At 73.7% G+C, this 25,483-nt stretch carries 29 protein-coding genes; 12 read left to right on the top strand and 17 right to left on the bottom strand.

The window, feature by feature from the left end:
* Positions 1-2: 2 nt before the first annotated feature.
* On the bottom strand, positions 3-896 hold the full coding sequence (locus AC6JBM_RS24415; protein ID WP_497985894.1) for a M48 family metalloprotease: 894 nt from the start codon (positions 894-896) through the stop codon (positions 3-5).
* A 35-nt stretch (positions 897-931) separates the two neighbouring features.
* Between AC6JBM_RS24415 and AC6JBM_RS24410 the strand changes: the two genes are divergently transcribed.
* Genes AC6JBM_RS24410 through AC6JBM_RS24400 form a run of 3 tightly spaced genes read left to right on the top strand, consistent with a single transcriptional unit; the run spans position 932 to position 2,398 of the window.
* Positions 932-1,315 carry a BlaI/MecI/CopY family transcriptional regulator gene (locus AC6JBM_RS24410; protein WP_497985893.1) on the top strand — a complete coding sequence of 128 codons (384 nt, stop codon included), beginning with the start codon at positions 932-934 and terminating at the stop codon, positions 1,313-1,315.
* A gap of 38 nt (positions 1,316-1,353) precedes the next feature.
* A complete protein-coding gene (locus tag AC6JBM_RS24405) occupies positions 1,354-1,869 on the top strand; it encodes a hypothetical protein (protein WP_497985892.1) in 516 nt (171 codons plus the stop codon).
* A 10-nt stretch (positions 1,870-1,879) separates the two neighbouring features.
* Positions 1,880-2,398, top strand: a complete 519-nt coding sequence (locus AC6JBM_RS24400; RefSeq protein WP_497985891.1) for a hypothetical protein — start codon at positions 1,880-1,882, stop codon at positions 2,396-2,398.
* Between the two features lie 355 nt (positions 2,399-2,753).
* Here AC6JBM_RS24400 and AC6JBM_RS24395 read toward each other — a convergent pair whose 3' ends face one another.
* Genes AC6JBM_RS24395 through AC6JBM_RS24385 form a run of 3 tightly spaced genes read right to left on the bottom strand, consistent with a single transcriptional unit; the run spans position 2,754 to position 4,950 of the window.
* The gene (locus AC6JBM_RS24395; protein ID WP_497985890.1) at positions 2,754-3,557 is read right to left on the bottom strand and encodes a MerR family transcriptional regulator; all 804 of its coding nucleotides are present in this window, start codon (positions 3,555-3,557) and stop codon (positions 2,754-2,756) included.
* The gene (locus AC6JBM_RS24390) at positions 3,550-4,086 is read right to left on the bottom strand and encodes a hypothetical protein (protein ID WP_497985889.1); all 537 of its coding nucleotides are present in this window, start codon (positions 4,084-4,086) and stop codon (positions 3,550-3,552) included. The genes AC6JBM_RS24395 and AC6JBM_RS24390 overlap by 8 nt, the downstream gene beginning before the upstream one ends.
* A 33-nt stretch (positions 4,087-4,119) precedes the next feature.
* Positions 4,120-4,950 (bottom strand): alpha/beta fold hydrolase, encoded by an 831-nt coding sequence (locus AC6JBM_RS24385; RefSeq protein ID WP_497985888.1) that lies wholly within the window; start codon positions 4,948-4,950, stop codon positions 4,120-4,122.
* Positions 4,951-5,038: 88 nt separating this feature from the next.
* On the opposite strand from AC6JBM_RS24385, the gene AC6JBM_RS24380 reads away from it, so the two are divergent.
* Positions 5,039-5,794 (top strand): esterase/lipase family protein, encoded by a 756-nt coding sequence (locus AC6JBM_RS24380; protein ID WP_497985887.1) that lies wholly within the window; start codon positions 5,039-5,041, stop codon positions 5,792-5,794.
* Here the strand turns inward: AC6JBM_RS24380 and AC6JBM_RS24375 are convergent.
* The 3 genes from AC6JBM_RS24375 to AC6JBM_RS24365 are packed head-to-tail and all read right to left on the bottom strand — an operon-like array spanning position 5,791 to position 8,631.
* Positions 5,791-6,606 carry an ABC transporter permease gene (locus AC6JBM_RS24375; RefSeq protein ID WP_497985886.1) on the bottom strand — a complete coding sequence of 272 codons (816 nt, stop codon included), beginning with the start codon at positions 6,604-6,606 and terminating at the stop codon, positions 5,791-5,793. The genes AC6JBM_RS24380 and AC6JBM_RS24375 overlap by 4 nt on opposite strands.
* The gene (locus AC6JBM_RS24370) at positions 6,603-7,508 is read right to left on the bottom strand and encodes an ABC transporter ATP-binding protein (RefSeq protein WP_497985885.1); all 906 of its coding nucleotides are present in this window, start codon (positions 7,506-7,508) and stop codon (positions 6,603-6,605) included. Before AC6JBM_RS24370 ends, AC6JBM_RS24375 begins: the two co-directional genes overlap by 4 nt.
* Before the next feature lie 58 nt (positions 7,509-7,566).
* Complete coding sequence (locus AC6JBM_RS24365; protein WP_497985884.1) at positions 7,567-8,631, bottom strand: hypothetical protein; 1,065 nt, start codon at positions 8,629-8,631, stop codon at positions 7,567-7,569.
* 331 nt (positions 8,632-8,962) lie between these two features.
* Here AC6JBM_RS24365 and AC6JBM_RS24360 point away from each other — a divergent pair, with 331 nt between their 5' ends.
* Positions 8,963-9,187 (top strand): hypothetical protein, encoded by a 225-nt coding sequence (locus tag AC6JBM_RS24360; RefSeq protein ID WP_497985883.1) that lies wholly within the window; start codon positions 8,963-8,965, stop codon positions 9,185-9,187.
* Between the two features lie 1,322 nt (positions 9,188-10,509).
* Here the strand turns inward: AC6JBM_RS24360 and AC6JBM_RS24355 are convergent.
* Both AC6JBM_RS24355 and AC6JBM_RS24350 read right to left on the bottom strand, forming a co-directional pair.
* Positions 10,510-11,343: an NAD-dependent epimerase/dehydratase family protein gene (locus AC6JBM_RS24355; protein ID WP_497985882.1), complete on the bottom strand. Its 834-nt coding sequence runs from the start codon at positions 11,341-11,343 to the stop codon at positions 10,510-10,512.
* Positions 11,340-12,638 (bottom strand): enolase C-terminal domain-like protein, encoded by a 1,299-nt coding sequence (locus AC6JBM_RS24350; protein ID WP_497985881.1) that lies wholly within the window; start codon positions 12,636-12,638, stop codon positions 11,340-11,342. The genes AC6JBM_RS24355 and AC6JBM_RS24350 overlap by 4 nt, the downstream gene beginning before the upstream one ends.
* A gap of 60 nt (positions 12,639-12,698) precedes the next feature.
* Here AC6JBM_RS24350 and AC6JBM_RS24345 point away from each other — a divergent pair, with 60 nt between their 5' ends.
* The gene (locus AC6JBM_RS24345; protein ID WP_497985880.1) at positions 12,699-13,193 is read left to right on the top strand and encodes a DUF4240 domain-containing protein; all 495 of its coding nucleotides are present in this window, start codon (positions 12,699-12,701) and stop codon (positions 13,191-13,193) included.
* Between the two features lie 10 nt (positions 13,194-13,203).
* On the opposite strand, the gene AC6JBM_RS24340 is transcribed toward AC6JBM_RS24345, so the two are convergent.
* The 4 genes from AC6JBM_RS24340 to AC6JBM_RS24325 are packed head-to-tail and all read right to left on the bottom strand — an operon-like array spanning position 13,204 to position 17,689.
* Entirely contained in the window at positions 13,204-14,553 is a 1,350-nt protein-coding gene (locus AC6JBM_RS24340; protein WP_497985879.1) for an FAD-dependent oxidoreductase, read from the bottom strand.
* A gap of 7 nt (positions 14,554-14,560) precedes the next feature.
* Complete coding sequence (locus AC6JBM_RS24335) at positions 14,561-15,373, bottom strand: carbohydrate ABC transporter permease (protein ID WP_350623729.1); 813 nt, start codon at positions 15,371-15,373, stop codon at positions 14,561-14,563.
* Positions 15,374-15,395: 22 nt separating this feature from the next.
* Positions 15,396-16,310, bottom strand: coding sequence for a carbohydrate ABC transporter permease (locus AC6JBM_RS24330; protein WP_350623727.1), 915 nt, complete (start codon positions 16,308-16,310; stop codon positions 15,396-15,398).
* Between the two features lie 11 nt (positions 16,311-16,321).
* A complete protein-coding gene (locus tag AC6JBM_RS24325; protein ID WP_497985878.1) occupies positions 16,322-17,689 on the bottom strand; it encodes an ABC transporter substrate-binding protein in 1,368 nt (455 codons plus the stop codon).
* A 208-nt stretch (positions 17,690-17,897) separates the two neighbouring features.
* Here AC6JBM_RS24325 and AC6JBM_RS24320 point away from each other — a divergent pair, with 208 nt between their 5' ends.
* From AC6JBM_RS24320 to AC6JBM_RS24300, 5 genes are read left to right on the top strand one after another with little or no spacing between them, the layout of a single operon-like run.
* Complete coding sequence (locus AC6JBM_RS24320) at positions 17,898-18,800, top strand: dihydrodipicolinate synthase family protein (protein ID WP_497985877.1); 903 nt, start codon at positions 17,898-17,900, stop codon at positions 18,798-18,800.
* Between the two features lie 35 nt (positions 18,801-18,835).
* On the top strand, positions 18,836-19,837 hold the full coding sequence (locus AC6JBM_RS24315; RefSeq protein WP_497985876.1) for a LacI family DNA-binding transcriptional regulator: 1,002 nt from the start codon (positions 18,836-18,838) through the stop codon (positions 19,835-19,837).
* A 16-nt stretch (positions 19,838-19,853) separates the two neighbouring features.
* Positions 19,854-20,846, top strand: coding sequence for a dihydroxyacetone kinase subunit DhaK (locus AC6JBM_RS24310; RefSeq protein ID WP_497985875.1), 993 nt, complete (start codon positions 19,854-19,856; stop codon positions 20,844-20,846).
* Between the two features lie 14 nt (positions 20,847-20,860).
* Positions 20,861-21,406 carry a DAK2 domain-containing protein gene (locus AC6JBM_RS24305; RefSeq protein ID WP_497985874.1) on the top strand — a complete coding sequence of 182 codons (546 nt, stop codon included), beginning with the start codon at positions 20,861-20,863 and terminating at the stop codon, positions 21,404-21,406.
* Positions 21,403-22,869, top strand: a complete 1,467-nt coding sequence (locus tag AC6JBM_RS24300; protein WP_497985873.1) for an aldehyde dehydrogenase (NADP(+)) — start codon at positions 21,403-21,405, stop codon at positions 22,867-22,869. Before AC6JBM_RS24305 ends, AC6JBM_RS24300 begins: the two co-directional genes overlap by 4 nt.
* A gap of 157 nt (positions 22,870-23,026) precedes the next feature.
* On the opposite strand, the gene AC6JBM_RS24295 is transcribed toward AC6JBM_RS24300, so the two are convergent.
* Together AC6JBM_RS24295 and AC6JBM_RS24290 are read right to left on the bottom strand one after the other, a co-directional pair.
* Positions 23,027-23,695 carry a hypothetical protein gene (locus tag AC6JBM_RS24295; protein ID WP_497985872.1) on the bottom strand — a complete coding sequence of 223 codons (669 nt, stop codon included), beginning with the start codon at positions 23,693-23,695 and terminating at the stop codon, positions 23,027-23,029.
* Between the two features lie 31 nt (positions 23,696-23,726).
* Entirely contained in the window at positions 23,727-24,227 is a 501-nt protein-coding gene (locus tag AC6JBM_RS24290; protein ID WP_497985871.1) for a GNAT family N-acetyltransferase, read from the bottom strand.
* A gap of 35 nt (positions 24,228-24,262) precedes the next feature.
* Here AC6JBM_RS24290 and AC6JBM_RS24285 point away from each other — a divergent pair, with 35 nt between their 5' ends.
* The gene (locus AC6JBM_RS24285) at positions 24,263-24,772 is read left to right on the top strand and encodes a YfbM family protein (protein ID WP_497985870.1); all 510 of its coding nucleotides are present in this window, start codon (positions 24,263-24,265) and stop codon (positions 24,770-24,772) included.
* A 6-nt stretch (positions 24,773-24,778) separates the two neighbouring features.
* On the opposite strand, the gene AC6JBM_RS24280 is transcribed toward AC6JBM_RS24285, so the two are convergent.
* Complete coding sequence (locus tag AC6JBM_RS24280; protein ID WP_497985869.1) at positions 24,779-25,066, bottom strand: response regulator; 288 nt, start codon at positions 25,064-25,066, stop codon at positions 24,779-24,781.
* A 34-nt stretch (positions 25,067-25,100) separates the two neighbouring features.
* Positions 25,101-25,472 carry a hypothetical protein gene (locus AC6JBM_RS24275; protein ID WP_497985868.1) on the bottom strand — a complete coding sequence of 124 codons (372 nt, stop codon included), beginning with the start codon at positions 25,470-25,472 and terminating at the stop codon, positions 25,101-25,103.
* Positions 25,473-25,483: the final 11 nt, after the last annotated feature.

The raw sequence follows: 25,483 nt of genomic DNA, 5'->3' as shown, positions 1-25,483 counted from the left end.
GCTTACCGCGCGGCCGCGGCGAAGAGCTGGATCAGGTCGAGGGCGGCCTCGCCGGTCCAGACGAGGGACGAGAGGCCGACCAGGACCGGGATCACGGCCAGGACCCGCGGCAGGACGGCGGGGTGGGGGCGCAGCAGGTGGCTCACCCGGCGGGGCACCACGCCGCCGACGCTCGCCGCGTGCAGGCCGGCCGGGTGCGGCGTGGTGCCGGCGAGCGCGGCGGCGCCGATGGCGTGGGCGACGGTACGGCGATCGCCCAGCGCGGCCGCGGCCCGCTCGTCCGCGGCCCGCTCGACGAGGTAGTCGACGTGGCGGCCGACCCACCACAGCGCCGGGTGCGCGGCGACGGCGAGCTCCGTCATGCGCACGAGGCGGTGGTGGCGCTCGGCGAGGTGGGCGCGCTCGTGGGCGAGCAGCGCCTCGAACTGCCGGTCGGTGAGCAGGTCCCGCATCCCGGTCGTGACCACGACGTGCCCCGGGCGGCCGGGGACCGCGAACGCGCCCGCGGTCGCGTCGGGGACCATGACCACGGGCTCGCCGGGGCCGGACGGCAGCAGGCGCAGGAGGTGGCGCTGGCGCATCCAGCGGTACGACACCGATCCGGCGGCGACCGCGAGCAGCCCGATGCTGAGCCACGGCACCCAGGGCTCCGACGCCGTGTCCCGCGCGACGATCCGCGTGGACCAGCCCAGGGCCCGGCCGACGAACGGCACCTCGGCCGCGGCGTGCGCCGCGAACAGCGCCAGGTTGACCGTGCTGCCGATCGCGGCCGCGGCGGCCGACCAGGCCACGGCCCGCGCCGCGGCACCCGGGGCGAGGCGGTCGGCGAGCAGCCGGACGGCGACGACGAGCAGCGGCGGGACGGCGAGGACGGACCAGACGAAATGGTCGAACATGATTGCGGCGCACCCTTCCCGCTACAGTCGTGCCCGTGACCCCAGACGAGGCGCGACCGAGGCGGCGGCCCGGCCAGCTCGAGGCCGAGATCCTGACGGTACTCGGCTCGGCCGGTGCTCCGCTCACCCCGGGGGAGGTCCGGGACCGTGTCGATCCCGCGGGCGGCCTGTCCTACAGTGCGGTCGTCACGACGCTGACCCGGCTGCACGAGCGCGGGGCGGTGACCCGGGAGCGTGCCGGGCGGGCGTACCGGTACGGCGCGCTCAGCGACCCGGCCGGGCTCGTCGCGGATCGCATCAGCCGCCTGCTCTCGGCCCAGTCCGACCGCGCCTCGGTGCTGCGCCGCTTCGTGAGCCGCCTGTCGGAGCAGGACGAGCGCCTCCTGCGGGACCTGCTGAACGAGGAGCCGGACTGCTAACTTCTACACGACTGTAGAAGTTCCCGGCGGAGGTCCTCATGACGGTGGTACTGGACGATGTCGTCCTGGTACTGCTGGCGGAGGGCCCGAGCAGCGCCTACGACCTGTGGCACCGCCACTCGGCGATCTTCGGCTCGGCCCGCCGCGTCGACCTGAGCCGCGTGATGATCAGCGTGACCCGCCTGGAGCGGGCCGGTCTGCTGCGCGTGGAGGCTCCCACGACACTGCGTCACGGCAGCGGCAACCGCCTGCCGTGCTGGCTGACCGCGGAGGGCCGCCGGCGCCAGGCCGCGTGGTTGTGCGCGGTGGACCCGGACACCGACGTCGACGACCTGTATGTGCGCGGGATGCTGGCGGTGGACGCCGCGAACCCGGCGACGTTCGACGCGTTCCTGTCCAACAGCCTGACCGCGACCCGCACGCGCATCAGCCGGCTGGCCGCCGGCGAGGACGGCGACCCGGCGCACCGGGCGCGGACCGCCTTCGACCAGGAGGTCGCGCGGGCCCTGGCCCTGTGGCTCAACCAGCTCCCGGAACACCGCCGCCCCGCCTGACGCCATCGACATGGATGTGGAGCGACGGGTGGTGGGTGCCGCGGTGCTGGCGTTGGTGGTGCTGTTTGAGCTTGATGCGTCGCAGATCGACGTGGATTCGCGCTTGCAGGCCATCGAGGGCGTCGAATTTGAGCTGGGGCAGATGGACGCGGGCGAGGTTCGGGAGTTCCGTACCGCGCTGGACGGCACGGAGATGGACGGTTCGGGCATTGTCGAATCCCTTCGGCACATGGCGGAGTCGGTGGCCGAGCTCGCGGCGGACTCGGCCGTCCACGACCACCGTGACCTCAGCGACCGGTTGGTATCGGTTCTCCTTGCGCCGTGTCGTGTGCTGTTCGATCTGGAGCCGCCGTTGATCGATGCGCGGGCTCAGGCAGAGGCGACGTCGCGGATCGTCGACGAACTCAGGCGCTTGGGCGCCGACGAGCGAAGGGCGGTCTTGGCGGCTTTCGATCGTCTGGAAGTTGCGGAACCCAGCGATGCGCCGTTTCTGGGTCGGCTCCGGGATCGGCTCATCCTAGCGTCCTAGGATGTCATAGCGAGCGTGGCTCAAGCCACGCCTTTTTCTTGGCCGCTACGCGGCAGGCTGCACCGCTGGCGAACTTCTAGCCGGGGCCGGACCAGACGGCGTCGAGGCGGAGGGCCGGGTCGCCGGGACCTCAGCGTCATCGGCTGCGACGACGTGCTGGCGACCCGGACCCACCCGCGGCTGACCACGGTGTCGGCGCGCTCGGCGGAGGCCGGCGCGCCGGCGAGGTGCCGCACGGCGAGGGCCGACGGCTGCTCACCACGAACCTGATCCCGGGCGCCACGACCGCCCCGCCGCGCGAACGGCCGCCGCGCCGCCGCCCGGGCCGCCCGGCGAACTAGCCGGCGGCCGGACGCTACTGCCAGGTGGCGGTGTCGGGGTCGATGCCGTGGGCGCGTGCGGCGGCATCGACGATGTGGCGCAACCACGTGGCCAGGCCGGCGCGGACGCCGTCGTAGTGGGCGGCGAAGTCCGGGTCGGCCTCGTACCGGCGGGCGAGACAGACCTGCATCTGCCGGGTGAGGGGGAAGTACGCGGCGAACACCTCGCGGTGCCGCTCGGCGAGCCGGTTCGCCTCCGGGCTGCCGGGTGCGACACCGGCGTCCATCGCGTCGCCGAGGGCGCGGTCGAGGTCGGCCACGGCGTCCGCGACCGCCTGCCACTCCTGCGGGGTGCGGGCGGTGGAGCGTTCGGCGTACTGCCGCCACTGCGTCGTGCCCGCGTAGCGCTGCCGGGCCTGGGCCGGCCAGTCCGGGTTCCACTCGGGGCCGAAGATCGCGGCCTGCTGCTCGGTAGTCAGCAGCAGACCGCGCTCGTGGGCCTCGATCATCCGGTCCAGCCCGGCGCCGAGTCGCTGGAGGCGGTCGATGCGCTCGGCGATCTGGGTGCGCTGCGCCCGCAGGGCACCCGGCGCGTCCGCGGCCGGGTCGTCCAGGACGGCCCGGATCCCGTCCAGGCCGAGGCCGATCTCGCGGTAGACGACGATGCGCTGCAGGCGCTCCAGGTCGGCGGCGGTGTAGAGCCGGTAGCCGGCGGTCGTGCGCAGCGACGGCCGGGCCAGGCCGATGTCGTCCCAGTGGTGCAGCGCGCGGACGGTCACGTCCAACCGCGTCGCGACCTGGCCGACGGTCAGGCCGTCGGCGTCGGCGGCATCAGGCATGCCCCTCATTGTCGCCGCGGCCGGCGCCCGGCGGGGTGATCCCGACGGCCGCGAGGTTGCGCGCCTCCTGGCCGGCCGGGTCGAAGGGCTTCGCCGCCGTGAACACGACCCGGGCGTGCTCGGGTGTGATCACCTCGACGTCGCGGGTGTTCCAGGGCGTGTCCCGCGGGCCCTCGACGCAGTCCGGGCGCAGCGCACGGCACGCCTCGACGAGCGGGTCGAGCTGGCCGAGCACGCACGCGAAGCTGAGGCTCATCGCCGGTACCGCCGCCGGAGCCTCCGCCGCCGGGACGAGGAGGACGTCCTGGAACGCCCACCGGCGCAGGTGCACGAGCCGGCCGGGGATGCTGAACAGGTCGATGAACCCGAACCCGCGGATCCAGAAGTCCGTCGACGCCGTCAGGTCGCCCGTGGGGATCGTCGCGAACGCGGGCATCCCGTAGATGCCCCGGAACGGCTCCGGCGCGACCGCGTCCGGGCCGGGGACGGGCACGGGGCTCATCTCGAACGCGTTGTAGTACTCGCTCATGCGCCCACCCTCCCGCCTCACGGTACGTGAGGGTCAAGCCCGTACCGTCGCCAGGAACGACACCATCGCGGCGACGACCTGCTCGGGGAACTGGACGTGCGGGTAGTGGCCGGCTCCGGCGATCATTTCCAGCCGCCCCAGGCCCGCCGGGAGCGCCGCGACGATCGCCTCGCCCTCGGCGCGGGGGTTCACCCAGTCCGGGTCCTGGGCGCCCTCGATGATCAGAACCGGGCAGCGGACGTTGCCGAGCTGGGCGGCGGCGTCGGCCGGCGTCGAGCGGCCCATCAGCTGGAAGGACTGCATGCGGCCCGGCTCGCGCAGCTTCGACTCGATGTGCGCCAGGCTGGTGTCCCAGTCCGCGGGGCGGGGCTGCGGGTAGGCGATCTCCAGGTAGCGCCGCCAGCGGGCGATGCTGCCGAAGAGGCCGGCGCCCAGCAGGTTCAGGGCGCCCTGGCGGTAGCGTGCGACGCGGAAGTCACCCAGGGAGTAGCTCAGCTTGCGTGTGAAGGGGGCCAGCTCCACCACCGCGGTGATCAGCGTGGGGGCCTTCGCGGCGGCGATCGTGGCCGCGCCGCCGGAGATCGAGTGGCCGACCAGCACGGCCGGGCCGCCGAGGTGGGTGATCAGGGCGATCAGGTCGCCGGCGATGTCGGTCCTGGTGCAGGACTTCCAGCCCACGCTCGACTCGCCGCAGCCGCGCAGGTCCAGGGCGGCCACCCGGTAGCCGGCCGCGACCAGCAGGGGCGTCACGAAGCGGAACGCCTCGCGGTCGTTGCCGATGCCGTGGGCGAGCACGACCAGCGGGCCCGAGCCGGTCACCTCGTAGGCCAGGGTGCCGCCGTCCACGTTCAGGTACTCGGTCATCGCGATCTCCAAGAGGCTCTGGCTAATGGCGTTAGCCAAAAGCTAATGGCATTAGCTAACCGTGTCAAGGGCGCGTTATACATGGGGCATGAGTCCTCGCCGGCGGCTGATGTTCGCGGTGCTCGCGGCGATCGTGGTGCTGGCCGCCGGGGGCTTCGCGCTGCGCGCCGCGCTGCGGGAGCAGCCGGTGCGCATCCCGGACCAGGCGGTCCCCGGCCCGGTGCTGCTCGTGCCCGGCTTCGGCGGCGGGACTGCCGGCGTGGACCGGCTCGCCGCGGCCATCCGGGCCACGGGGCGGACGGCCACCGTCGTCGAGATGCCCGACGGCGGCACCGGGGACCTCGCGGCCCAGGCCGACGTGCTCGACGCGGCCGCGACGCGGGCCCTGCGCGGGGCGCCCTCCGTCGACGTGATCGGGTACTCCGCCGGGGGAGTCGTCGCCCGGCTCTGGGTGCGCGACCACGACGGCGTGCACAAGGCGCGGCGCGTCGTCACCCTCGGCTCGCCGCACCAGGGGGCCCAGCTCGCCGCGGCCGGGGCCGCCGGGCTCCCCGGCGCGTGCCCGGCCGCCTGCCAGCAGCTCGCGCCCGGCAGCACGCTCCTGCGGCAGCTGGGCACCAGCGTGCCGAACCCGCCGCAGTGGCTGAGCATCTGGACCGAGCAGGACCAGACCGTCGTGCCGCCGGACTCGGCCCGGCTCGACGGGGCCGTGGACGTCGACATCCAGCAGGCGTGCCCGGGGCGGGACGTCGGGCACGGGGACCTGCCGACCGACGACTACGTGACCGGGCTCGTGCTCGACGCCATCGGCACGGCGCCCATCGGACCGGCCCCGCCCTGCTAGCTGGTCACGTCCTTGGTCGCGAAGTTCGCCCAGGCGAGGCCCAGGAAGACGGCGACGTAGACGGCCTGGATGCCGACGCCCCGCTCGATGTCGCGCCACAGGATCGGCTCGCGGAAGAAGTCGATCCAGGCCAGCCAGTAGCGCGTGGGCAGGTACGGGCGGATCGCGGCCGCCGCGTCCAGGGCCGTGAACAGCTGGCTCGCCACCAGCGCGGCCAGCGCGCCCAGGGTGGCGCCCAGCGACGAGTCGCTCACCGTCGACAGGAACAGGGCGATCGCGCCGACGCCGAGCATCGACAGGGCGACGTACAGCGTCGCGGCCCCGATGCGCAGCGTCACCTGCTGCGGGGTCAGGGCCGGTCCCGACACCGACGTCACCACCTCGGCGCCCGGCTGGGCGGGGAAGAGCAAGATGCCGATGACGTACCCGCTCAGCACGACGGCCACGACCGCGCCCAGGACGTACACCATGATCGAGACGAGCTTCGCCAGCAGCAGCCGGGTCCGGCCCACCGGGCGGGCCACGAGGTAGCGCAGCATGCCGCTGGCCGCCTCGCCCGCGACCGCGTCGCCGCCGATGACCGCTACCGAGACCGGCAGGAACAGCGGCAGCACGATCGCCAGGGCGGCCGCGGGGAACAGCGAGCCGTTGCTCAGGACCGCGGAGAGGAACGCGGGGCCCTGGGCCGCCGCGGTGCCGATCCGGGTGGTGGCCAGCAGGATCGCGACCGCGAGCGGCAACCCGCACAGCAGCGCCAGGCTGACCAGGGTGCGCGGCCGGCGGTACAACTTGCGCAGTTCGACGAGGATCACCGTCGCTCCATCCGGTCCGTGCCCGCCCCGGTGCGCTCGAGCACGACCTGCTCCAGCGTGCGCCGCTCGGCCGCGATCTCCGCCACCCGCAGCCCGGCCGCCACGAGCTGCGCGTTGAGCGCGGCCGCGTCCGGGTGGGCGATGGCGAGCCGGTCGCCGTCGCGGTCCGCGACCCGCCCGTCGAGCAGCGCGACCACCCGGTCGGCGTCGGGGCTCTCGAGCACGACCCGCCCGGTCGGCACCCGCAGCGCGGCCAGCTCGTCCTGCCCGACGAGCCGCCCGCGGTCCATGATCCCGACCCAGGTGCACAGCTGCTCGATCTCGGCGAGCAGATGACTGGACAGCAGCAGGGTGCAGCCGGCCGCGCTGATCTCCAGCAGCAGCTCCCGGATCTCGTGCATGCCCTGCGGGTCGAGCCCGTTCGTCGGCTCGTCCAGGATCAGCAGGCGCGGGGTGCGCAGCAGGGCCGAGGCGAGCCCCAGCCGCTGGCGCATGCCGAGCGAGTACGCGCGCACCGGCCGCCCGTCGACCCCGCCGAGCCCGACCCGCTCGAGCGCCTCCTCGACGCGCCGGCGACGGGTGCCGCGCACCGAGGGGCCGGCCGCGTCGAGCAGACGCAGGTTCGCGCGGCCGGACAGGTGCCCGTACGCGGCCGGGCCCTCGACCAGCGCGCCGACGTCCGGCAGGATCTCGTGCAGCCGGCGCGGGACCGGCTTGCCCATGATGGAGATCTCCCCGCTCGTGGCGAAGACGAGGCCGAGCAGCATCCGGATCAGCGTGGTCTTGCCGGAGCCGTTGGGGCCGAGCAGCCCGAACCGCGACCCCTCCGGCACCGTGAGGTCGACGCCGTCGACGGCCCGGATGCGGCCGAAGGTCTTGGTCAGCGCGACGGTCTGGATCACCGCAGCTCCCCGGCGGCCGGTATGCGGCCGAGTGTCTTGGCCGGTGTGTCGGTGTGGTTCACCGCAGCTCCCCGGCGGCCCGTGTGATCAGGTCGGCGGTGACGAACCCGGCGACCAGATACGTGCGCCGCCCCGAGCGGGTGACGGCGAGGGTGAGCACCGAGGAGCGCAGCAGATATCCGGTCGCGATAGGTGTACCGCCGGCGTTGCGCAAAGCGTTCAGCGTGCGCTCGCCGAGGCGCCCGGGCACCGCGACGACGACGAGCCGTGAGAGCCCGTCCCCGTACACCGCCAGCGCGCTCAACGGCCCCGGCACCCGTGCGCGCCCGGCGAGCGAGCCCGGCAGGTTCGCCCGGGCCACCGAGTTCAGCGACGAGGTGATCTCGGACTGGGTGGTGGCGGCGAACCCGCTCGACCCGGAGGCGCGGGGCTGGACGACGTCCTCGGCGGGCGGCGCCGCGCTGGCGTCGAGGAACCGCGTCGTGAGCGCCCCTCCCACGTCGACCTCGAGGGCGAGCCCGGTGCGCGGATCGGCCCACACGTCGACGGCGCCGATGGTGGAGTCCGGATCCGCCGCCGTGACCCGGATGCCGGCCGCCGCGACTCCCGCGATGCGCCGGTCCGCCAGCGCGGCGATCCTGGCCCCGGCCCCGGCGTCGCGCAGCAGGCGCAGCGCGAGCTCGGGCGGCACCAGGTCGGGCGCCTGCGGCGGTCGGGCCGCCGGCTCACCCGCGCTCCCGGTCCACAGATTGCGGCCGTAGTCCCAGGTGAAGGACCCTTCGGGAGTGCGGAACCAGTCCTTCTCGCCGACCGGGTCGAGCACCGCGACCCGCCAAGCGTCCGGCCCGGCGTGCCAGACGCGCATACTGGTCGTACCGCTGAAGAGCGCGGCCGTGTCGGCCAGCTGCGGCAGGTCGGGGAGCACCATGGAGCCGCGACTCTGGACGTATCCCTGATAGGGCCCCCGCGCCGCGACCATGATCCGGTCCCGCAGCACCGCCGGCTCGACGCGCTCGGCCGTCACCGGTGCGAACGCGACCACGAGCGGCACCGCGACGAGCGCGCCGACCAGCGCCGCGACGACCGCCCACCGCCGCCGCGCCTCGCGCCGGACCACGCTCATTGGCCCAACAGTACGTCGGGCCCGATGGTCCTCCGTCGCAGCCGAACGCGCCGCAGCCCCGGCATCGCGGCGTCGTCGCCCCCGAACCGCACCACCGCCCGGCCGCCGCGACCCCGTCGCCGACGTCCGGTGCTCGGAGCTGCTCGTGGCGGCGATTCGCCCGTCGAGCTCTCCGACCACGTGTTGCCGCGCGGGGTCACGGCCGACGTGCTCGATGGGCGGCCGGTGGCCGCGCTCTCTCCGACCGCGTGCCGCCGCGTGGGGTCACGGCCGACGTGCTCGATGGGCGGCCGGTGGCCGTGATCGCCGGGACGCTCGGCCCGATCATCGCGTGGGATCTCGTGGCCCACCGCGAGATCGCGACCCCGGCCGGTGTGTCGGCACCGGCCTGGTCACCGCGCTCGACGGGCGGCCGGTGGCCGTGATCGCCGGGACGCTCGGCCCGATCATCGCGTGGGATCTCGTGGCCCACCGCGAGATCGCGACCCCGGCCGGTGTGTCGGCACCGGCCTGGTCACCGCACACGGTGGGTGCGTCCGGGTGCGCGACGCTGTGACCGGATTGGTGACCGCTTCGTCGGTCAGGCCCTTGACCGCGCCGCCGTCGTCGGTGATCGTCAGCCGGTCGGCGCGCGCCTGGCCGGGCTGATCCTTACGCACGACGATCGGCACACTCCCGCGTAGTCGGCATGACACCCGCACAATTGCTCGCGCATATCGGGTGCAGTTTATGCTCGCCGAGTCGGCGGATTCCCGCGCTCCTGGGCAACGGGTTCGTCGAAGGCGCTGTGCCCCGTATTGTTTCGATGGCGGGAAACGGTTCGCTCCCGTGCGACGGTCGGTATTCGTCGGCCGGGTATTCTGGGTAAGACTTCGAACGGCAGACGGTGCGGTAGCAGTTGACGTCCTGGACCGCGCGGGCGCGAGCGGCGCTGATGAAGAGGCGCAGGCGTAGGCGCGGCCGAACATGGGCGGGACGGGCTCCGAGCGGACCGGGACCGCGCGGCTGGCGTGGGCGGTGTTGACACCGGCGGCGCAGGCTTCGGCGGGGTGGGCAGTGTGGGCGATGCTGGAGTGGGCGGCTTGAGCGCGGCCGGCGTAGGCGCTGCGGGCACGGGCGGTGCCGGCGTGTGAGACGCGCGTGGCGAGGGCCCGGACGGTGCAGGCATGCGGGTCGGGCGCGGCGTGGGCCCGGACGGTGCAGGCTTGTGGGCCGGACGCGGCGTGGGCCCGGACGGTGCAGGCTTGCGGGTCGGGCGTGGCGTGGGCGGAGCGGGTAGCGCTGAGACGCTCAGGCCTGACTTGGGCCGGGCTGGCACCATTGCTTCGTTCGCGGGTGTCCCGGTCCCGCAGACGCGGCGCAGCTTCTCCGCGTGCCGTCTCACCAGCCCCCAGTCTCGCCGCCGTTGCTGTTCCTTCCGGAATTCGTCTTTCCCTGGCCACCAATTCTTGGCCTTCGTCCGATCCCGCATAGCAGCCAATTCCCGAGAACTGAACAACTGCATCTGCCCCATGCCAAGAATTATCCCAGAGTGCGCCTCCGAACGACGTCTCGCACCACGCCCCAGCGCAAATGGCGAACATATCGGCGACGGTCCCGTCCGAAGATCAGCCCGCCTCGCCGCGCTCAACCTGGAATCGCGCGGCCTGCCCGCCACTGAGCTATCCCGCGCAAGGTAGCGGTATTCCCACTGATCATTCGTCCGGGGGAGGGGGCCGACCGGGTCGTCGCAAATCGTCATGTTGCGGTCCAAGGCGCGGACAGTAACGGACGATTGATCACCAGCGCTCACTGAGCCGGCGTATACCCCGTCGGGCGAAAAATCCGACAAGTCGCGGCGCGGAGCGCCCGACTTGTCGTGTGACGGTGGCGGTCGTGTCACAGGGAGCGCGTCGCGCGAAAGCCCAGGAGTTGCTCAATAGCCCCGGTGTCGATCGGCGTCGCGGTGCCGGGGATCGGGGCGCGCAGCTCGGTCCCCGGGTGGTACCGCGCGATGAGGTCCATTGTGGACAGTACCGACATCGTGTGCGGAGCGGCCAGGAGTAGGGGGTGGAAGCCGGTCACCGGGCGCGTCAGGGCCAGCCACACCGCCTCGGCGGCGTCGTCCACGTGCAGGTACGACCAGGAGTCCGCGGCCATCGTCGACGGGTCGCGATCGCACGTCGAGGCGGTGGTGCGCAGCCGGTCCCAGCCGGCCGTGAACGGGAAGCGCAGGGCCACGATGTCCAGGCCGTGGCGGCGGTGCATCATCGCGGCCGTCGCCTCGTCGGCGTGCTTCGACAGTGAGTATGCGTCCTCGATCTGCGGCGGGGTCCGCTCGTCGATCGGGTAGTAGGCCGGGTGCAGCTCGCGCTCGGCGAAGCGCAGGCCCAGGATCGAGTAGCTGGACGCGATCACCGCGCGGCGCACGCCCGCCCGGGCGCACTCCTCCAGGACGTTGAACGTGGCGCGGGTGTTGCCGGCGAAGACGTCGAGCGGGGGGTCGTTCAGCGGGCTCGGAATGGCGGCCAGGTGTACCACCGCGTCGACGCCGGCGCCGAGCGCCGCCCGGACCGTGGCGGGGTCGCCGGCGTCGCCCGTGACCGAGTGCTCCACTGTGGACGGTGCGGGCTCGGCCAGTACCAAAGCGTGGGTCTGCACCTGTTCGGCCGCGAGCCGGGCGCAGACGGCGCGGCCGATGTTGCCGCCCGCGCCGGTCACCAGGACCCTCACGGGGCCTCCAGTGCGCCGTCGGGGCGGCGCACCACGGCCGCCCAGCGGTCGAACAGGAACTTGGTCGGCGGGAACTGCGCCGCCTTGCGCTCGTCGAGGTCGACGCCCCAGCCCGGCTCGTCCGACGGCTGCATGTAGCCGCGCACGACGTCCGGGCAGCCGGGGAAGACCTCGTGGGTGGCCTCGTTGTACTCGTGCGACTCCTGGAACCCGAACGCCGGGCTGGAGACGTCGACCGCGAGGTTGGCCGCGACCCCGACCGGCGAGACGTCAGCGGGGGAGTGGAACGCGGTCCGCACGCCGCACAGCTCGGCGAGGGCGGCGAGCTTGCGGGTCGGGGTCAGGCCGCCGATCGCCGACGTGTGCAGGCGGATCAGGTCGACGCCGCCGTCGCGGACCAGCCGCGCCGCGTCCGGCACCGAGCCGACCTGCTCGCCGACGGCCAGCGGCACCGGGGACGCCGCCCGCACCTCCGGCAGGCGGTCGTAGTGCTCCGGCGGGATCACGTCCTCCAGGAACGACAGCCCGAAGGGCTCCAGCGCCCGCGCCAGCACGACCGCCTGCTTCGGGGTGAGCCGGCTGTGCACGTCGTGCATGAGGTTGATCTGGAGGCCGAGGCGCTCGCGGGCGGCCGCGAACAGCGCCGGGGTCCCGCGCAGATACCGCTCCGGGTCCCAGCCGTCCGGGTTCGGCGAGCCCGGGTAGTGCCCGCCGGTGCCGGGCGCCCCGTAGCTGCCCAGCCCGGGCTCGGCGCGCTGGATGCGGATGCAGCGGTAGCCCTGGGCGATGAGCCGCTCGGCCTCGTCCAGGACCTCCCCGGTCGTGTCGCCCGACGCGTGCGTGTAGACCTCCACGCCGCCGCGGACCCGGCCGCCGAGCAGCTCGTAGACCGGCACCCCGGCGCGCTTGCCGGCGATGTCCCACAACGCCTGGTCCAGCCCCGAGAGGGCGTTGTTCAGCACCGGGCCGTTGCGCCAGTACGACGAGAAGTGCACCGTCCGCGTGATGTCCTCGATGTCGGCCGGGTGCCGCCCGATCGCGAGCGGCCCCACGTGCTCGGCCACGGCCGCGGCGACGGCGGCGTAGCGCTGGGTGAAGGTGGCGCAGCCGAGCCCGTAGAGCCCGGGCTCGCTGGTCTCCACCTTCACCACCACGAGCGGCAGCCCCTCGGGCGCGGTGACGATCGGCCGGACGGCGGTGATGCGCAGCCGGTCGCGGGCCGGCCACGGCGGGCGCGCCTCGGGCAGTCCACCGTGTTCGTCGAGCAGGGCGTTGGGATCGTGTGCGGCGCTCACCCGCCCAGTCTAGGAGGGCCGCTCCTGCACCAGGTATGCGAAGGGGCTACCGTCACCGCTGTGGAGATCGAGAGGTTCTGGGAGCTGATCGAGGGCGGGGCGGACCTCGCCGAGCTGACGCCCGACGAGATCGTGGCCTTCGCGCGGCGATACTCGCAGGTGCTCGACGCCGCCTACCTCGGGCCGCTCTGGGCCGCCGCGTACCTCATCGAGGGCGGCTGCGGCGACGACGGCTTCCGGGACTTCCGGGCCGGGCTGATGCTGCAGGGCCGGGCCGCCTTCGAGGGCGCGTGCGCCGATCCCGACTCGCTGGCCGACCTGCCGATCGTGCGGGAGATGGCGGCCGGCTCCGGCTGGCTCGGCTACGAGGCCCTGCACTACGCCGCCCGCAACGCCTACCGCGCCCGCACCGGCGACGTGGACGCGTTCGACGCCGCGCTCGCCGCCGGGCGGCCGGCCGGGCCGGCGGGGCCGGCCCGGGGCGAGCGCTGGGACGTCGAGGACGAGGCCGAGAACGAGCGGCGGCTGCCCCGCCTCGCCGCCCTGTTCCAGTAGTCCAGCGGCCTCAGCGGCCGCGGGCGCCGATCACGCCCCGGGCGCGCAGGGCCGCCTGGAGCTTGCCCACGTCCACCGCGTGCGCGTCGAAGCCGCCGAGCGCGGCCAGGGCCGCCGCCGTCCCGGCCGCCTCGCCCGTCGTGAAGCAGGTGGCGGTGATGCGGGCCGATCCGTTGGCCTCGTGGGTGGTCGAGATGCAGCGGCCGCCGGCCAGGAGGTTGGTCAGGTCCTGGGCGACGAGGGTGCCGAACGGAATGTCGTACGCGGCCGGCAGCCCGTCGGTGTGCGAGAGCCCGGGCGCGTCGGCGTCGTGCACGTCGATCGGGAACGCGGCCATGCCGATGGCGGTGTCGTCGCGGCGGGCGCCGAGCACGTCGTCCTGGGTGAGCGTGCGCCGGCCGAGCATCCGCCGGGACTCGCGGACTCCGACGCGGTCGGCGACGGCGGCGAGGTACGCGTTCGCGCCCCCGGGCACGTAGCGGCGGAACCAGTCCACGGTCTCCAGCACCTGCCGGGCCAGGACGGTGTACCCCGACACCGTGCGGGTCACGTTGAGCACGGCCTCGCCCCGGGTCGGCCAGCCGGCCAGGTGCAGCTCGGTGCGCCGCCACGACAGCCGGCCGTCGGCGTGGCCGGCCGCGAGCAGCGCGCCGAGGCCCCACAGGTTCACGTGGTCGTCGTCGGCCGCCCCGACGCGGCCGCCGGGGCGGAGGTCGTCCGGGTGGGTCCGGGCGTAGTCCAGCAGCGGGCCGAAGTCGACGCCGCCGAGCTTCAGCAGCAGCGAGACCGGCTGGGTGCGGCCCGGGCGGTCGGTCTGCATCGCGGCGCCGGCGAGCGCGAAGACGACGGCGTCGCCGGAGCAGTCCACGACGAGGGCCGGGCGGATGACGGTGCCGCCGACGCCGGCCGTCTCGACGCGGACCTCGGTCACCGCCGAGCCCTCCGTGGACACGCCGGTGACGGCCGTGTTGAGCATCAGGCGCGCGCCGGACTCGTGCAGCAGCACCGCCTCGGCCATCGCCAGCTCGGCGTGGTTGACCGGGGTGCGGGTCGCGGTGTAGCCGACGTCGTCCGGAATGTGCCCGGGCGAGCCGCCGTAGCGCTGCAGCAGCGCGACGATCCGCTGCCCGACGCCGCCGGTGACCTGGTTGCCGGCGGCGTCGTGGAAGCCGGCGCTGTGCTCGAGCAGCTGCCACGCGAGCGTCCCGCCGACGTGGCCGGTCGCCTCGACGAGCAGGGTGTCGGCGCCCGACTCGGCGGCCGCGACCGCCGCGGCGACGCCGGCCGATCCGGCGCCGACGACGAGCACCTGCGGGGTGACCGGCGGCTCGGGAGTGAGGTCGGTGGAGGTGGGGCTCACGGGAGACTCAGCCTTTCACGCTGCCGGCCGTCAGGCCCTTCTCGTAGTAGCGCTGCAGTACGAAGAAGAGGACGACGACGGGGATGGTCACGAGGGTGCTCAGCGCCATGATGGCGCCCCAGCGGATGTCGAACGAGGTCACGAGCCCGGCCATGCCGACCGGCGCGGTGACGGTGTCGCCCTGGGCGATGACGCTGGCGAGCAGGAACTCGTCCCAGGACAGGATGAAGGCGAACATGGCGGTCGTGGCCAGGCCGGTGCGCAGCAGCGGCAGCGTGACGCGCACGAAGGCGCCGAAGTAGCCGAGGCCGTCGACCCACGCGGCCTCCTCGAGCTCGCGCGGTACCGCCTCCACGAAGCTCTTCATGAGCCAGGTCGTGAGCGGCAGCGTGATTGTCAGGTGCGCGATGACGATGCCGAGCAGTGAGCCGGCCAGGCCGAGCGAGGCGAGCACCAGGTAGAGCGGGACGAGCAGCAGGATCGCCGGGAAGAGGTACGAGATGCCCAGGCAGGCCAGCAGCACCCGCCGCCCCGGGAAGGTGAAGCGGGTGACCGAGTATCCGGCCGCCGTGCCGAGGGCGAGCGAGACGAGGGTCGTCACGACCGCGACCACGAAGCTGTTGGCGAACCAGCGCAGCGCGCCGGAGCCGAAGACCTCGTCGTACCAGGCGCCGGTGACCGCGGTCGGCACGACCGACGGGTGGCTCTGGAAGAGCTGGTCGGCCGGGCGTACCGAGCTCACGACCATCCAGAGGATCGGCCCGACGGCGAAGAAGACGATGAGGGCGAGCGCGACGACCCGGCCGGCGATCCCGGCCACGGCCGCCTTCGTCCGCCGCCGCTCAGGCCGCGCGACGGACCCGGACCCGGTGGAGGATCCAGCCGACGAGCCCGACGAAGCCGAGGAAGAGCCCGGCAAGGGATGCGATCGCTGCTGCGTAACCGACGCGGAACTCACCCATGACCACCTTGTAGATGTATGTCGACAGGACTTCGGAGGACCCGGCCGGGCCGCCGCGGGTCAGCAGCCACACCAGCTCGAAGTACATGAGGGTCCAGATGCCACGCAGCGCCAGCAGCGACAGCGCGGCGGAGCGCAGGTTGGGCAGGGTCACGTGCACGAACTCGCGCCACGGACCGGCGCCGTCGACGCGCGCCGCCTCGTACTGCGCCTTGTCGATGCTCTGCATGCGCGCCCAGAACACGAGCATCGCGAACGGGAAGCCGCGCCAGATGTTGACCAGCACGACGGTGGCGAGCGAGGTGCTCTCCTGCCCCAGCGGGTTGGCGCCCGGGTCGAGCGCGCCCCAGGTCTGCAGGCTGGTGCTGATGATGCCGTAGTGCCCGTCGAGCATCCACTGCCACACCAGGGCGCTGGCGATGACCGGCACCACGTACGGGATGAGCAGCAGCTGACGGATCCAGCGCATGCCGGGCCAGTCGGCGTCGATGAGCAGTGCGGCGGCGAGCCCGAGCCCGAGCTGGCCGGCGAGCGACAGCACCGTCCACACCAGGGTGTGGCCGATGGTCGACCAGAGGGTCCGGTCGGCGAACACGTCGCCGAAGTTGCCCAGGCCCACGAACGACGCGTCGCCGGTGAGCAGATCGATCGAGAACAGCGAGGTGCGGAAGCTCTCGAAGATGGGGTACGCCAGGATGACCGCGAACAGCAGAGCAGCGGGCAGGGCGAAGGCGATGCCTGCCCGCTGCTGCCGTCCGGTCAGCCCGCGCGTGAGGATCGCGGGAGTGGAGGCCATGGTTCCGCCGTTCAGTTCACTTTGGCGAGACGCTTCATCTCGGTGTTGATCTTGTCGAAGGCCTGTTCGGCGGTCAGGCTTCCGGCCGCCGCGGCCTGCAGGTTGTCGCCGACGAACGTGGTCGCCTCGATCTGGCCGGCCAGCGGGTTCAAACCGGCCTCCATGCCGTAGCGGTACCACTCAGGCAGCGAGTCGTCGCGGATCGTCTGGATCTGCGACGACAGCTTCTGCACCGTCGGGTTGCCGGTGAAGACCGGCGAGGCCGCGGCGCTGGTGGTCGCCGGCAGGGCGAACACGGGCCGGGTGTTGACCCGGGCGGCCTGCAGGTCGGCCGCCATCATGCAGGTGACCAGGGTCTTGGCGGCCTTCTGGCGGCGCTCGTTGCTCTTGCCGACCATGTAGAAGTAGCCGCCGCCGATCGAGCCCTGGGGCTTGACGTCGGCCGCCGGGCCGGGCAGCTGGAACACCCCGATGTTGTCGAGCATCCCCGGGTTCTGCTCGTTGGCCATGCCCACGACGGCGCCGAAGTCGAGCGTCATCGCGGACTTGCCCTGCACGAACGCGGTGCGGAAGTCGGTCCAGGTCCAGGTCCGCGACTCCGGCGGGGACGCGGCCTTGTAGAGGTCGAGCATGAACTGGGTGGCGGCGACGGCCTTGGGCTTGTCGCGGTCGAGCGCGTACTCCCCGGTCTTGGGGTCGAACGTGTGCACGCCGTTGGCGTAGAGGAACTGGTAGTACGTCTGCGGCGCCACGAGCGCGGAGGCCATCGGCACCGTGAAGCCCCGCACGCCGCCGGCCGGGTTGTCGAGCTGCTTCGCGGCGGCGAGCAGCTCGGGCCAGCTCTTGGGCACCGCGATGCCCTTGGCGGCGAAGAGGTCCTTGCGGTAGTACACCTCCTGGTGCAGCGCCCAGTCGGGCACCGCCCAGGTCTTGCCGTCCTTGCTCACCGCGTGCAGGAACGAGCCGACGAAGTCGCTGCGGCCGTGCTCGTCGACCACGTCGTCGACCGGCACGATGTAGTCACCGGCCTGGGCCGCGGCGACGCCGCCCTCGATGGTGTTCATGACGTCGGGCCCGTTGCCGGCCCGGAACGCCGTGACCATCTTCGGGTACATGCTGTCGAACGGCACCGCCTCGAACGCGACGGAGACGTCCTGCTGCTTGGCGACGCACTGGTCCGCCTGCTGCTTGATGACGTCCGCCTGCGCCTTGACGGTCAGGTTGGTCCAGAAGGTGAGCTTGATCGGGCCGCCGTTGTCGGCCGCCGCTCCGCCCGGGCTCTTCGCGGACGGTGGAGAACAGGCAGAGGTCAGTGCGAGAGCGCCGGCGACGGCGGCGGCCGTCAGGGTGTGCCGCGCTCTCGGAGGGCGTCGAAACATGTCATGTCCTCGCTGTTGCCGGTTGATTGCCACCACGTGTTATCGGTTACACCGTGACGTCCGGCCATCCTCATGTCAAGGCCTCAAGCCGAAACACTGCTGCTCACGACTTTGAAATCTGCCGTTGACACGACGGTTCCGATCGGCAACAGTGTTCGCAGATGTAACCGGTGACATGATCGTCGAGGCACGGAAAGGCCGCCATCACATGACCCTGGCAACGAAGACCACCTTCAAGGGCGTCATCCCGCCGCTCGTGACCCCGTTCGACGCCGACGAGAACATCGACGTCGAGGCGCTGCGCGCGGAGGTCCGCTACCACCTCGCCGCCGGCGTGCAGGGCCTCTGCGTCACTGGTTCGACCGGTGACGGGCAGATGCTCTCCCTCGAGCAGTCCGTGACCATCGCGAAGGTCGCCGTCGAAGAGGTCGCCGGGGCGATCCCCGTCATCGCGGGCATCATCCGCGACTCCACCGCCGAGGTGATCCGCTACGGCAAGGCGATCGCCGAGACGGGCGTCGACGCGCTGCAGGTGACGCCGGTGCACTACCTCTTCCAGCCGGACGAGGACACCACCGTCGAGTACTACCGGCGCATCACCGAGGCCACCGGCACGCCCGTCATCGTGTACAACGTCATCCCGTACGCGCTGATCCCCGCCACGACCGTCTACCGCATCCTGCAGGAGGTCGAGCTCGTCGTCGGCGTCAAGCAGTCGGGCGGCAACATCCACCAGCTGGCCGACCTGCTCAAGGCCGCGCCGACGGAGGGTGCGGTCCTCACCGCCGTCGACGACCTGCTCTACCCCGCCTACCTGCTCGGCGCCCAGGGCGCGGTCAGCGCCACGCTCACGGTGGTGCCCGAGCTGTGCGTGGCCCAGTGGGACGCGGTCCAGGCCGGCGACCACAAGACCGCCCTGGACATCCACAACAAGCTCCTGCCGGTGTGGCGCTCGATCGACGGCCCGAACATGACGGTCCGGATCAAGGCCGCGCTCGCCCTGCAGGGCCGCAACGGTGGTCTCGGGGCGCACCCGCTGACGCCGGTCAGCGACGCCGAACGGGCGACCATCCGCGCGGCCCTGGTGGAGGCGGGCGTTCTTCCGGTTTGATGGAAGCGCTCTCCCCGGCGAGTTGAGGAGTACGTGTGGCAGGCATTCGCGACGTGGCCCGACTGGCCGGAGTGTCGACCGCAACCGTGACGCGCGCGCTGCGCGACGAGCCGTCGGTGACCGCGGAGACCAAGGCGAAAGTCCTGGCCGCCGCGGCCCGGCTCGACTACGTGCCGAGCGCGGCGGCCCGGGCGCTGTCCCAGGGCCGCTCCAACGTGCTCGGCCTGTTCGTGCCGGACGTCGTGAACCCGTTCTACGCCCTGGTCGCGCAGGGCATGGCCGACCGCGCCGCGGATGCCCGCTACCAGCTCGTGATCGCCGGGTCCCACCTCAACCCGGAGCGCGAGCGGCAGATGGTGACGTCGCTGCACGACGGCACCTTCGCGGGCCTCGCCGCCACCACGGTGGGCACCGACGAGAGCTTCACGTCGGCGCTCACCGGGCAGCGCGGCCCGCTGGTGCTCGTCGACCGCCGCCCGCGCGGGCTGCACGCCCCGCTGGTGCGCACCGACAACCGGAGGGTCACCCGCGATGCGGTCGGCCAGTTCTTCCGGCTCGGCCACCGCAAGGTCTCGATGATCTCCGGACCGCGCGACTTCGACACCGCCTGCCAGCGGCTCTCGGGCTTCCGGCTGGCCTACCGCGACGCCGGGCTGGCCGTGCGTGAGGACTACATCAGCCACGGCCACCTCGGCGAGGAGGGCGGCTACCGGGCCATGAACGAGCTCCTCGCGATGCCCGAGCCGCCCACCGCGGTGTTCTGCTTCAACAACCTCGTCACCGTCGGCGCGCTCAAGGCCATCCGGGCGGCCGGGCTGAAGATCCCGACCGACATCAGCCTGCTCGCCTTCGACGACATGAGCCTCTTCCCGCTCGTCGAGCCGCCGATCACGGCGATCGCCCAGCCCGCCTACGAGATGGGCCGGGCCGCCGCGGACCTGCTGCTGCGGCGGATCGCCGGCGAGACGGACCTCGCCGACATCGTCCTGCCCGCGACGCTCGTCACCCGCGAGTCGCTGGGCCCGCCCCTGAGCTAGGAAAGCCGACCCTCACATGGCAGCACCGTTCCTCGCGTCCGCGAGCGACTACGTCGACCGGGCGCTGGGCGGCTTCGCGCGCGCCAACGCCGACGTCGTCGCCCTGCACACCGATCCCGTCTACGTCCGGGCCGTCGCGCCCGCACCGGGCCGCCGCACCGGGCTCGTCTCCGGCGGCGGCTCCGGCCACGAGCCCATGCACGCCGGGCTCGTCGGCCGCGGCATGCTCGACGCCGCGGTGCCGGGCAAGGTCTTCGCCTCCCCGCACAACCGGCAGGTGTACCAGGCCAGCCGCGCCGTCGCCGGGCCCGAGGGCGTCCTGCACATCGTCAAGAACTACACCGGCGACCGGATCAACTTCGGCATCGCGGCCGAGCGGCTGCGCCACGACGGCATCCGCGTGGAGCGGGTGCTCGTGGACGACGACATCGCGACCGACAGCGCCGACACGGCGACCGGGCGGCGCGGTACCGGCGCCACCATCCTGGTCGAGAAGCTCCTCGGGGCGGCCGCGGACACCGGGCTGGGCCTGTCCGAGCTCGCGGCGCTCGGCACCCGGGTCGTGGCCCGCTCTCGCAGCATCGCCGTCGCCGCCCAGGCGCACACCTCGCCCGCCACCGGCCGGCTCGCGTTCGAGCTGGACGAGGCGGAGGTCGAGTACGGCGTCGGCATCCACGGCGAGCGCGCCGCCCGCAGCGTCCCCCGCCCGCCGCTGGAGGAGTTGGTCGGGCGCATGGTCGACGACCTGCTCACCAAGACCCCGGCCGGCGACCGGGCGCTGCTGCTCGTCAACGGGCTCGGCGCGACGACCGCGATCGAGCTGCACAACGTCTTCGCCATCGCGGCCGACGTCCTCGCCGAGCGCGGGGTGGGCCTCGGCGGCAGCCTCGTCGGCACCTGGACGCCCGCGCTGGACATGAAGGGGTTCTCGCTGACCCTGACGATGCTCGAGGACGACTGGCAGTCCCTGTGGGACGCGCCGGTCTGGACCGCCACGCTACGGAAGTGACTGCCCCGATGTTGATGGATACCTTTCTGCGCCTGGCCGAGCGCGAGCACGCGGCGCTGACCGCGATGGACCAGACCGCCGGCGACGGCGACTTCGGCGACAACCTGTGCGGCGCCCTGCGGCTCGTGGTCGCGCGGGTGCCCGCCGGGGCGGAGCCGCGCACCGAGCTGGCGGTCGCCGCCACCTGCTTCCTGGACGAGGTCGGCGGCACCAGCGGACCGCTGATCGGCCTGCTGCTGCAGGAGATGGCGGCCGCGCCGACCCTCGCCCAGGGCCTCACCGACGGGATCGCGGCGATCCAGCGGGTGGGGGAGGCGAAGCTGGGCGACCGCACGATGCTCGACAGCCTCATCCCCGCCCGCGACCACCTCGCCGCCCACCCGCACGACGTGGCCGGCGCCGCCGCGGCGGCCGAGCGCGCCGCGGAGTCCACAAAGGACCTGCGGGCCCGGGCCGGCCGCGCCAGCTACGTCGGCGACCGCGCGCTGGGCACGCCCGACGCGGGCGCGACCGGCATGGCGCTGTTCCTCGCCGCGCTCGCCGAGGCGGGTGCCCGATGACGGAGCTGACCGGAGCGATGTTCATCGGCTTCAAACGCGTCCACGGTACCGCCGGCAGCGAGCACTCCCGCGACGCGTCCACGGGCGCGCCGATCGGGCCCGCCTACGGGATGGACGACGGCAGCGCCACGGACGCGGCCACCCGGCTCGCCGCGGACGCGTTCGACGCGTACCGGTCCCGGCCCGCCGCCGACCGCGCCGCGTTCCTGCGCGCCATCGCCGACCGGCTCGCCGAGCAGGAGGACGCGTTCGCCGCGCTGGTCGTGGCCGAGACGGCGCTGCCCGAGGCCCGGGCCCGCGGCGAGCTCGCCCGCACCACCGGCCAGCTGCGCCTCTTCGCCGCGCTGCTGGACGAGCCGGGCTGGGAGGACCGCCGGCACGTCCCCGGCTCGCCGGACCTGCACGCCCGGCGCATCCCGCTCGGCCCGGTCGCGGTCTTCGGCGCGTCGAACTTCCCGCTGGCGTTCTCCGTCGCCGGCGGCGACACGGCGTCCGCGCTCGCGGCCGGGTGCCCGGTCGTGGTGAAGGCCCACCCGGCGCACCTGCAGACCGGCGAGCTCGCCGCCGCCTGCGTGGCCGCGGCCGCCGCCGAGACCGGCATGCCCGACGGCACCTTCTCGCTCGTCTACGGCGCCGGCAACGAGATCGGCACGCGGCTGGTCGCCGCCCCGCCCATCGCCGCCGTGGGCTTCACCGGCTCCCGGTCGGGCGGCCTCGCCCTCATGGCCGTGGCGCAGGCGCGGCCGGTGCCGATTCCGGTGTACGCCGAGATGTCCAGCGTCAACCCCGTGTTCCTGCTGCCCGGGCGCCTGGCCGCCGCCCCCGCCCAGCTCGCCGAGGCGTTCGTCGCCTCGCTGACCGCGGGCGCGGGCCAGTTCTGCACGAACCCGGGCCTGCTGCTCGCCGTCGACGGACCCGGCCTGGCCGAGTTCCGCGCCGCGCTGGCCGCGCTGCTCGAGGACAAGCCACCGGCGACGATGCTCACCCCGGCCATCGGCACGGCCTACCGATCCGCGCTGCGGGCCCGCGCCGAGCACCTGATCGCCGGCGCCGCGGACGCCTGCACGCCGGCCGTGTTCGCCGCGACGGCCGCACGCTTCGGCCGCGACCCCCTGCTGCGCGAGGAGGTCTTCGGCGCCGCGTCCCTGCTCGTGACGTGCGCCGACGCCGACGAGCTGGTCGCCCTGGCCGAGTCGCTGGAGGGCCAGCTGACCGCGACCCTGCACGCGGAGCCGGCCGACCACCCGCTGGCCCGGCGGCTGCTGCCGGTGCTGGAGCGCCGGGCGGGCCGCATCATCTACAACGGCTGGCCGACGGGCGTGGAGGTCAACGCCGCGATGGTCCACGGCGGCCCCTTCCCGGCGACGTCGGACGGCCGCTCGACGTCGGTGGGCACGATGGCGATCGAGCGGTTCCTGCGCCCGGTCTCCTACCAGGACCTGCCGCCGGACCTGCTGCCCTGACCGGCCGCGGTCGCGATGCGGTAGCGCTCGTCGGCGACGGGGCCGCCTCAGAGGGCCGGGTCGGTCAGACGGATCGGCTCGGCCTCGCGGCCCTGGCGCCGCAGCAGCTCGACGCGCGCGGCGATCACCCGGCCGGGCCCCGCACGGCCGGGCGGTCTCATGGCGACTCGCCCGGCCCGCGCCGCTGCGCCAGCGCCGCCATGAGGCGGGCGAGGCCGGCGTGCGGGGCCAGCCGGAAGCTGTAAAAGTAGGCGTCGTCGTCGGCGTCGGCCCACGCGTTCCCGGCCGCGTCCCGGTGCCAGGTCACGCCGCGCCCGCGGAAGTCGGCGAACGGGAGCCAGTCGTCGCCGCGGGGCCAGTAGCCCGTCCACCCGGCCGGGCGCAGTCCCGCGTAGGCCGCGTCGACGGCGGCGAGGGCCGCGTCCACGTCGTCGTCGTCGAACACGGCGGCGAAGGAGCACAGCAGGGCCATCGGCGCGCCCGGCGGCCATGCGCCCGGCTCGTGCGCCGCGACGGCCCGGCAGACGGTTTCGAGCTCGGCCCAGCGCAGCGCGTACGGCCACGGATGCGCCATGTCGACCCAGCCGAGCTCGGCCGGTCGCTCGTCGCCGGGGCCGATGACGCCCAGCTCATAGGTGCCGAACCGCACACTGACGCGCAGCGTGAGGGCGTGGCCGCCGCCGACCGCGAACACCGCCTCGTAGTCGCCGTGCCCGCGCACCCGGTCGCGCAGGGCGCCGAGGCGCTCGTGGCCGGGGCCGGACTCGATGGCGAACGTGTAGTGCGCCCAGAACTCCGGGTCGCGCAGGCGCTCGATCAGCGGCATCGGATCATCATGCCGGAGCGCGGCGGGCCGGTCACAGGGGGCGGCGGTAGCGCAGCTCCTGCAGCGGTACACCGTCGAAGTCCTCGGTCTGGGTCGCGCCGTCCGGGTGCCAGCCGGCGGCCTCGTAGAAGCGGCGCGCGCGCCCGTTCGTGGCCAGGACCCACAGCACCGCCTCGGTGCAGCCCGCCGCGCGCAGGTGCTCCAGCCCCGCGGCCATCAGGGTGCGGCCCGTGCCCCGGCCCCAGGCGTCTGGGCGCACGTAGATGGCCGTGATCCGGCCCGTCGCCGGGTCGGGGTGCACGAGGGTGGAGACGAAGCCGGCCAGCACGCCGGCCTCGTCGTCCACCACGTAGACGGCGGCGGCCGGCGGGAGGTTGCTCAGCCGGTTGTGCCATTCCCGCGCGCGCTCGGCCGGGTCGAGGGCGTCGAGGCGGGCCTGGGGGATCTGGCCGCGGTACGCCGCCTGCCAGGCGTGCACGTGCAGCGCGCCGAGCGCTTCGGCGTCGGTCTCGGCCGCGGGCCTGACGGTCACGGCGTCCTATCATACGGACCCGATAATCTGACTGGATGAGCATGATCGGCAACTACCTGCGCATCACGCCGCTGGAGCTCGATCGCGCGCGCCTGGATCCCGACTGGGCGATGGAGTACGCCGACGAGCTCGAGGCCGCCGAGATCGACGAGCCGGACAGCCCCGCCGGGCAGCTCGCCAAGGACCGCCTGCACCGCACCGACAAGTCGTGGGACGCGCTGCGGTGGCTCCTCGAGCGCGCCGCCTGCCCGATCGACGTTGTGCATGGCGAGGACGAGTTCACCGAGGACGACTGGGGCTACGGCCCGGCCTTCCTGCTCACCCCGGACCGTGTCGCGGAGGCCTCGGCGTTCCTGTCCGCCCTGCCGTACGACCGGCTCATCGACGGCGTGACCGGCGCCGCCCTGGACGCGGCCGACGTCTACCCGAAGGCGTGGAGCGAGCCGGACGCCCTCGACCACCTGCGCAAGTACTACGACGACCTGGTGCGGTACTTCGCCGCCGCCACGGCCACCGGCGACGCGATGGTGGTCTGGCTGAGCTGACCCGGGCTACGGCGTGACGCGCCCGGTGCGGTAGGCGTACCCGACCAGCGCCGCCCGGTCCCGGCACCCGGTCTTGGCCAGCCGGTGCGTCGCCTCCACGCCGTCGGTGCCCGGCATGCTCAGGTCCATCAGCACCACGTCGGGGTCGCCGGCGAGGGCCTGCCGCACGGCGTCGGCCCCGTCCACCGCGGTGCCGACGACCTCGATCCCGTCGAGCAGGCCGAGCAGCATGGCCAGCCCGTCGCGGACCACCTTCTGGTCGTCGGCGATGAGCACGCGGACGGCGCCGGTCATGTGCGGTCCTCCAGAGCCATGGGCAGCACGAGGGTTACCCGCCAGCCGTCATCGGTCGGGCCGGCGTCGAGGCGGCCGCCGCCGAGGGCCGCCCGTTCGGCGAGACCGGCGAGGCCGTAGCCGCCGGACGGCAGCCCGGCCGCGACCCGGTCCCCGCCGGCGTCGGTGACCTCCGCGGCTCGCCGTGCACCCGCAGCGTCACCGGCAGCCCGCCCAGCCGCGCCTGCTCGACCAGCGCCGGCACCTGGGCCGGGCCGGGCAGCGCCTCCCCGCGCAGGGTGGCGACCGCGCGCCGCGCGTTGACCATGCCGTCGCGGGCCAGGCGCTGGGCGTTGGTGACCTGGTCGGCGAGGCGTGGGTCGGCGCCGGTGCGCTCGGCCAGCAGCCGCGCCCCTTCCAGCTGCACCGCGAGCCCGG

The sequence above is a fragment of the Dactylosporangium thailandense genome, from assembly GCF_059739745.1.
This window is presented reverse-complemented; position numbering and strand designations above follow the sequence as displayed.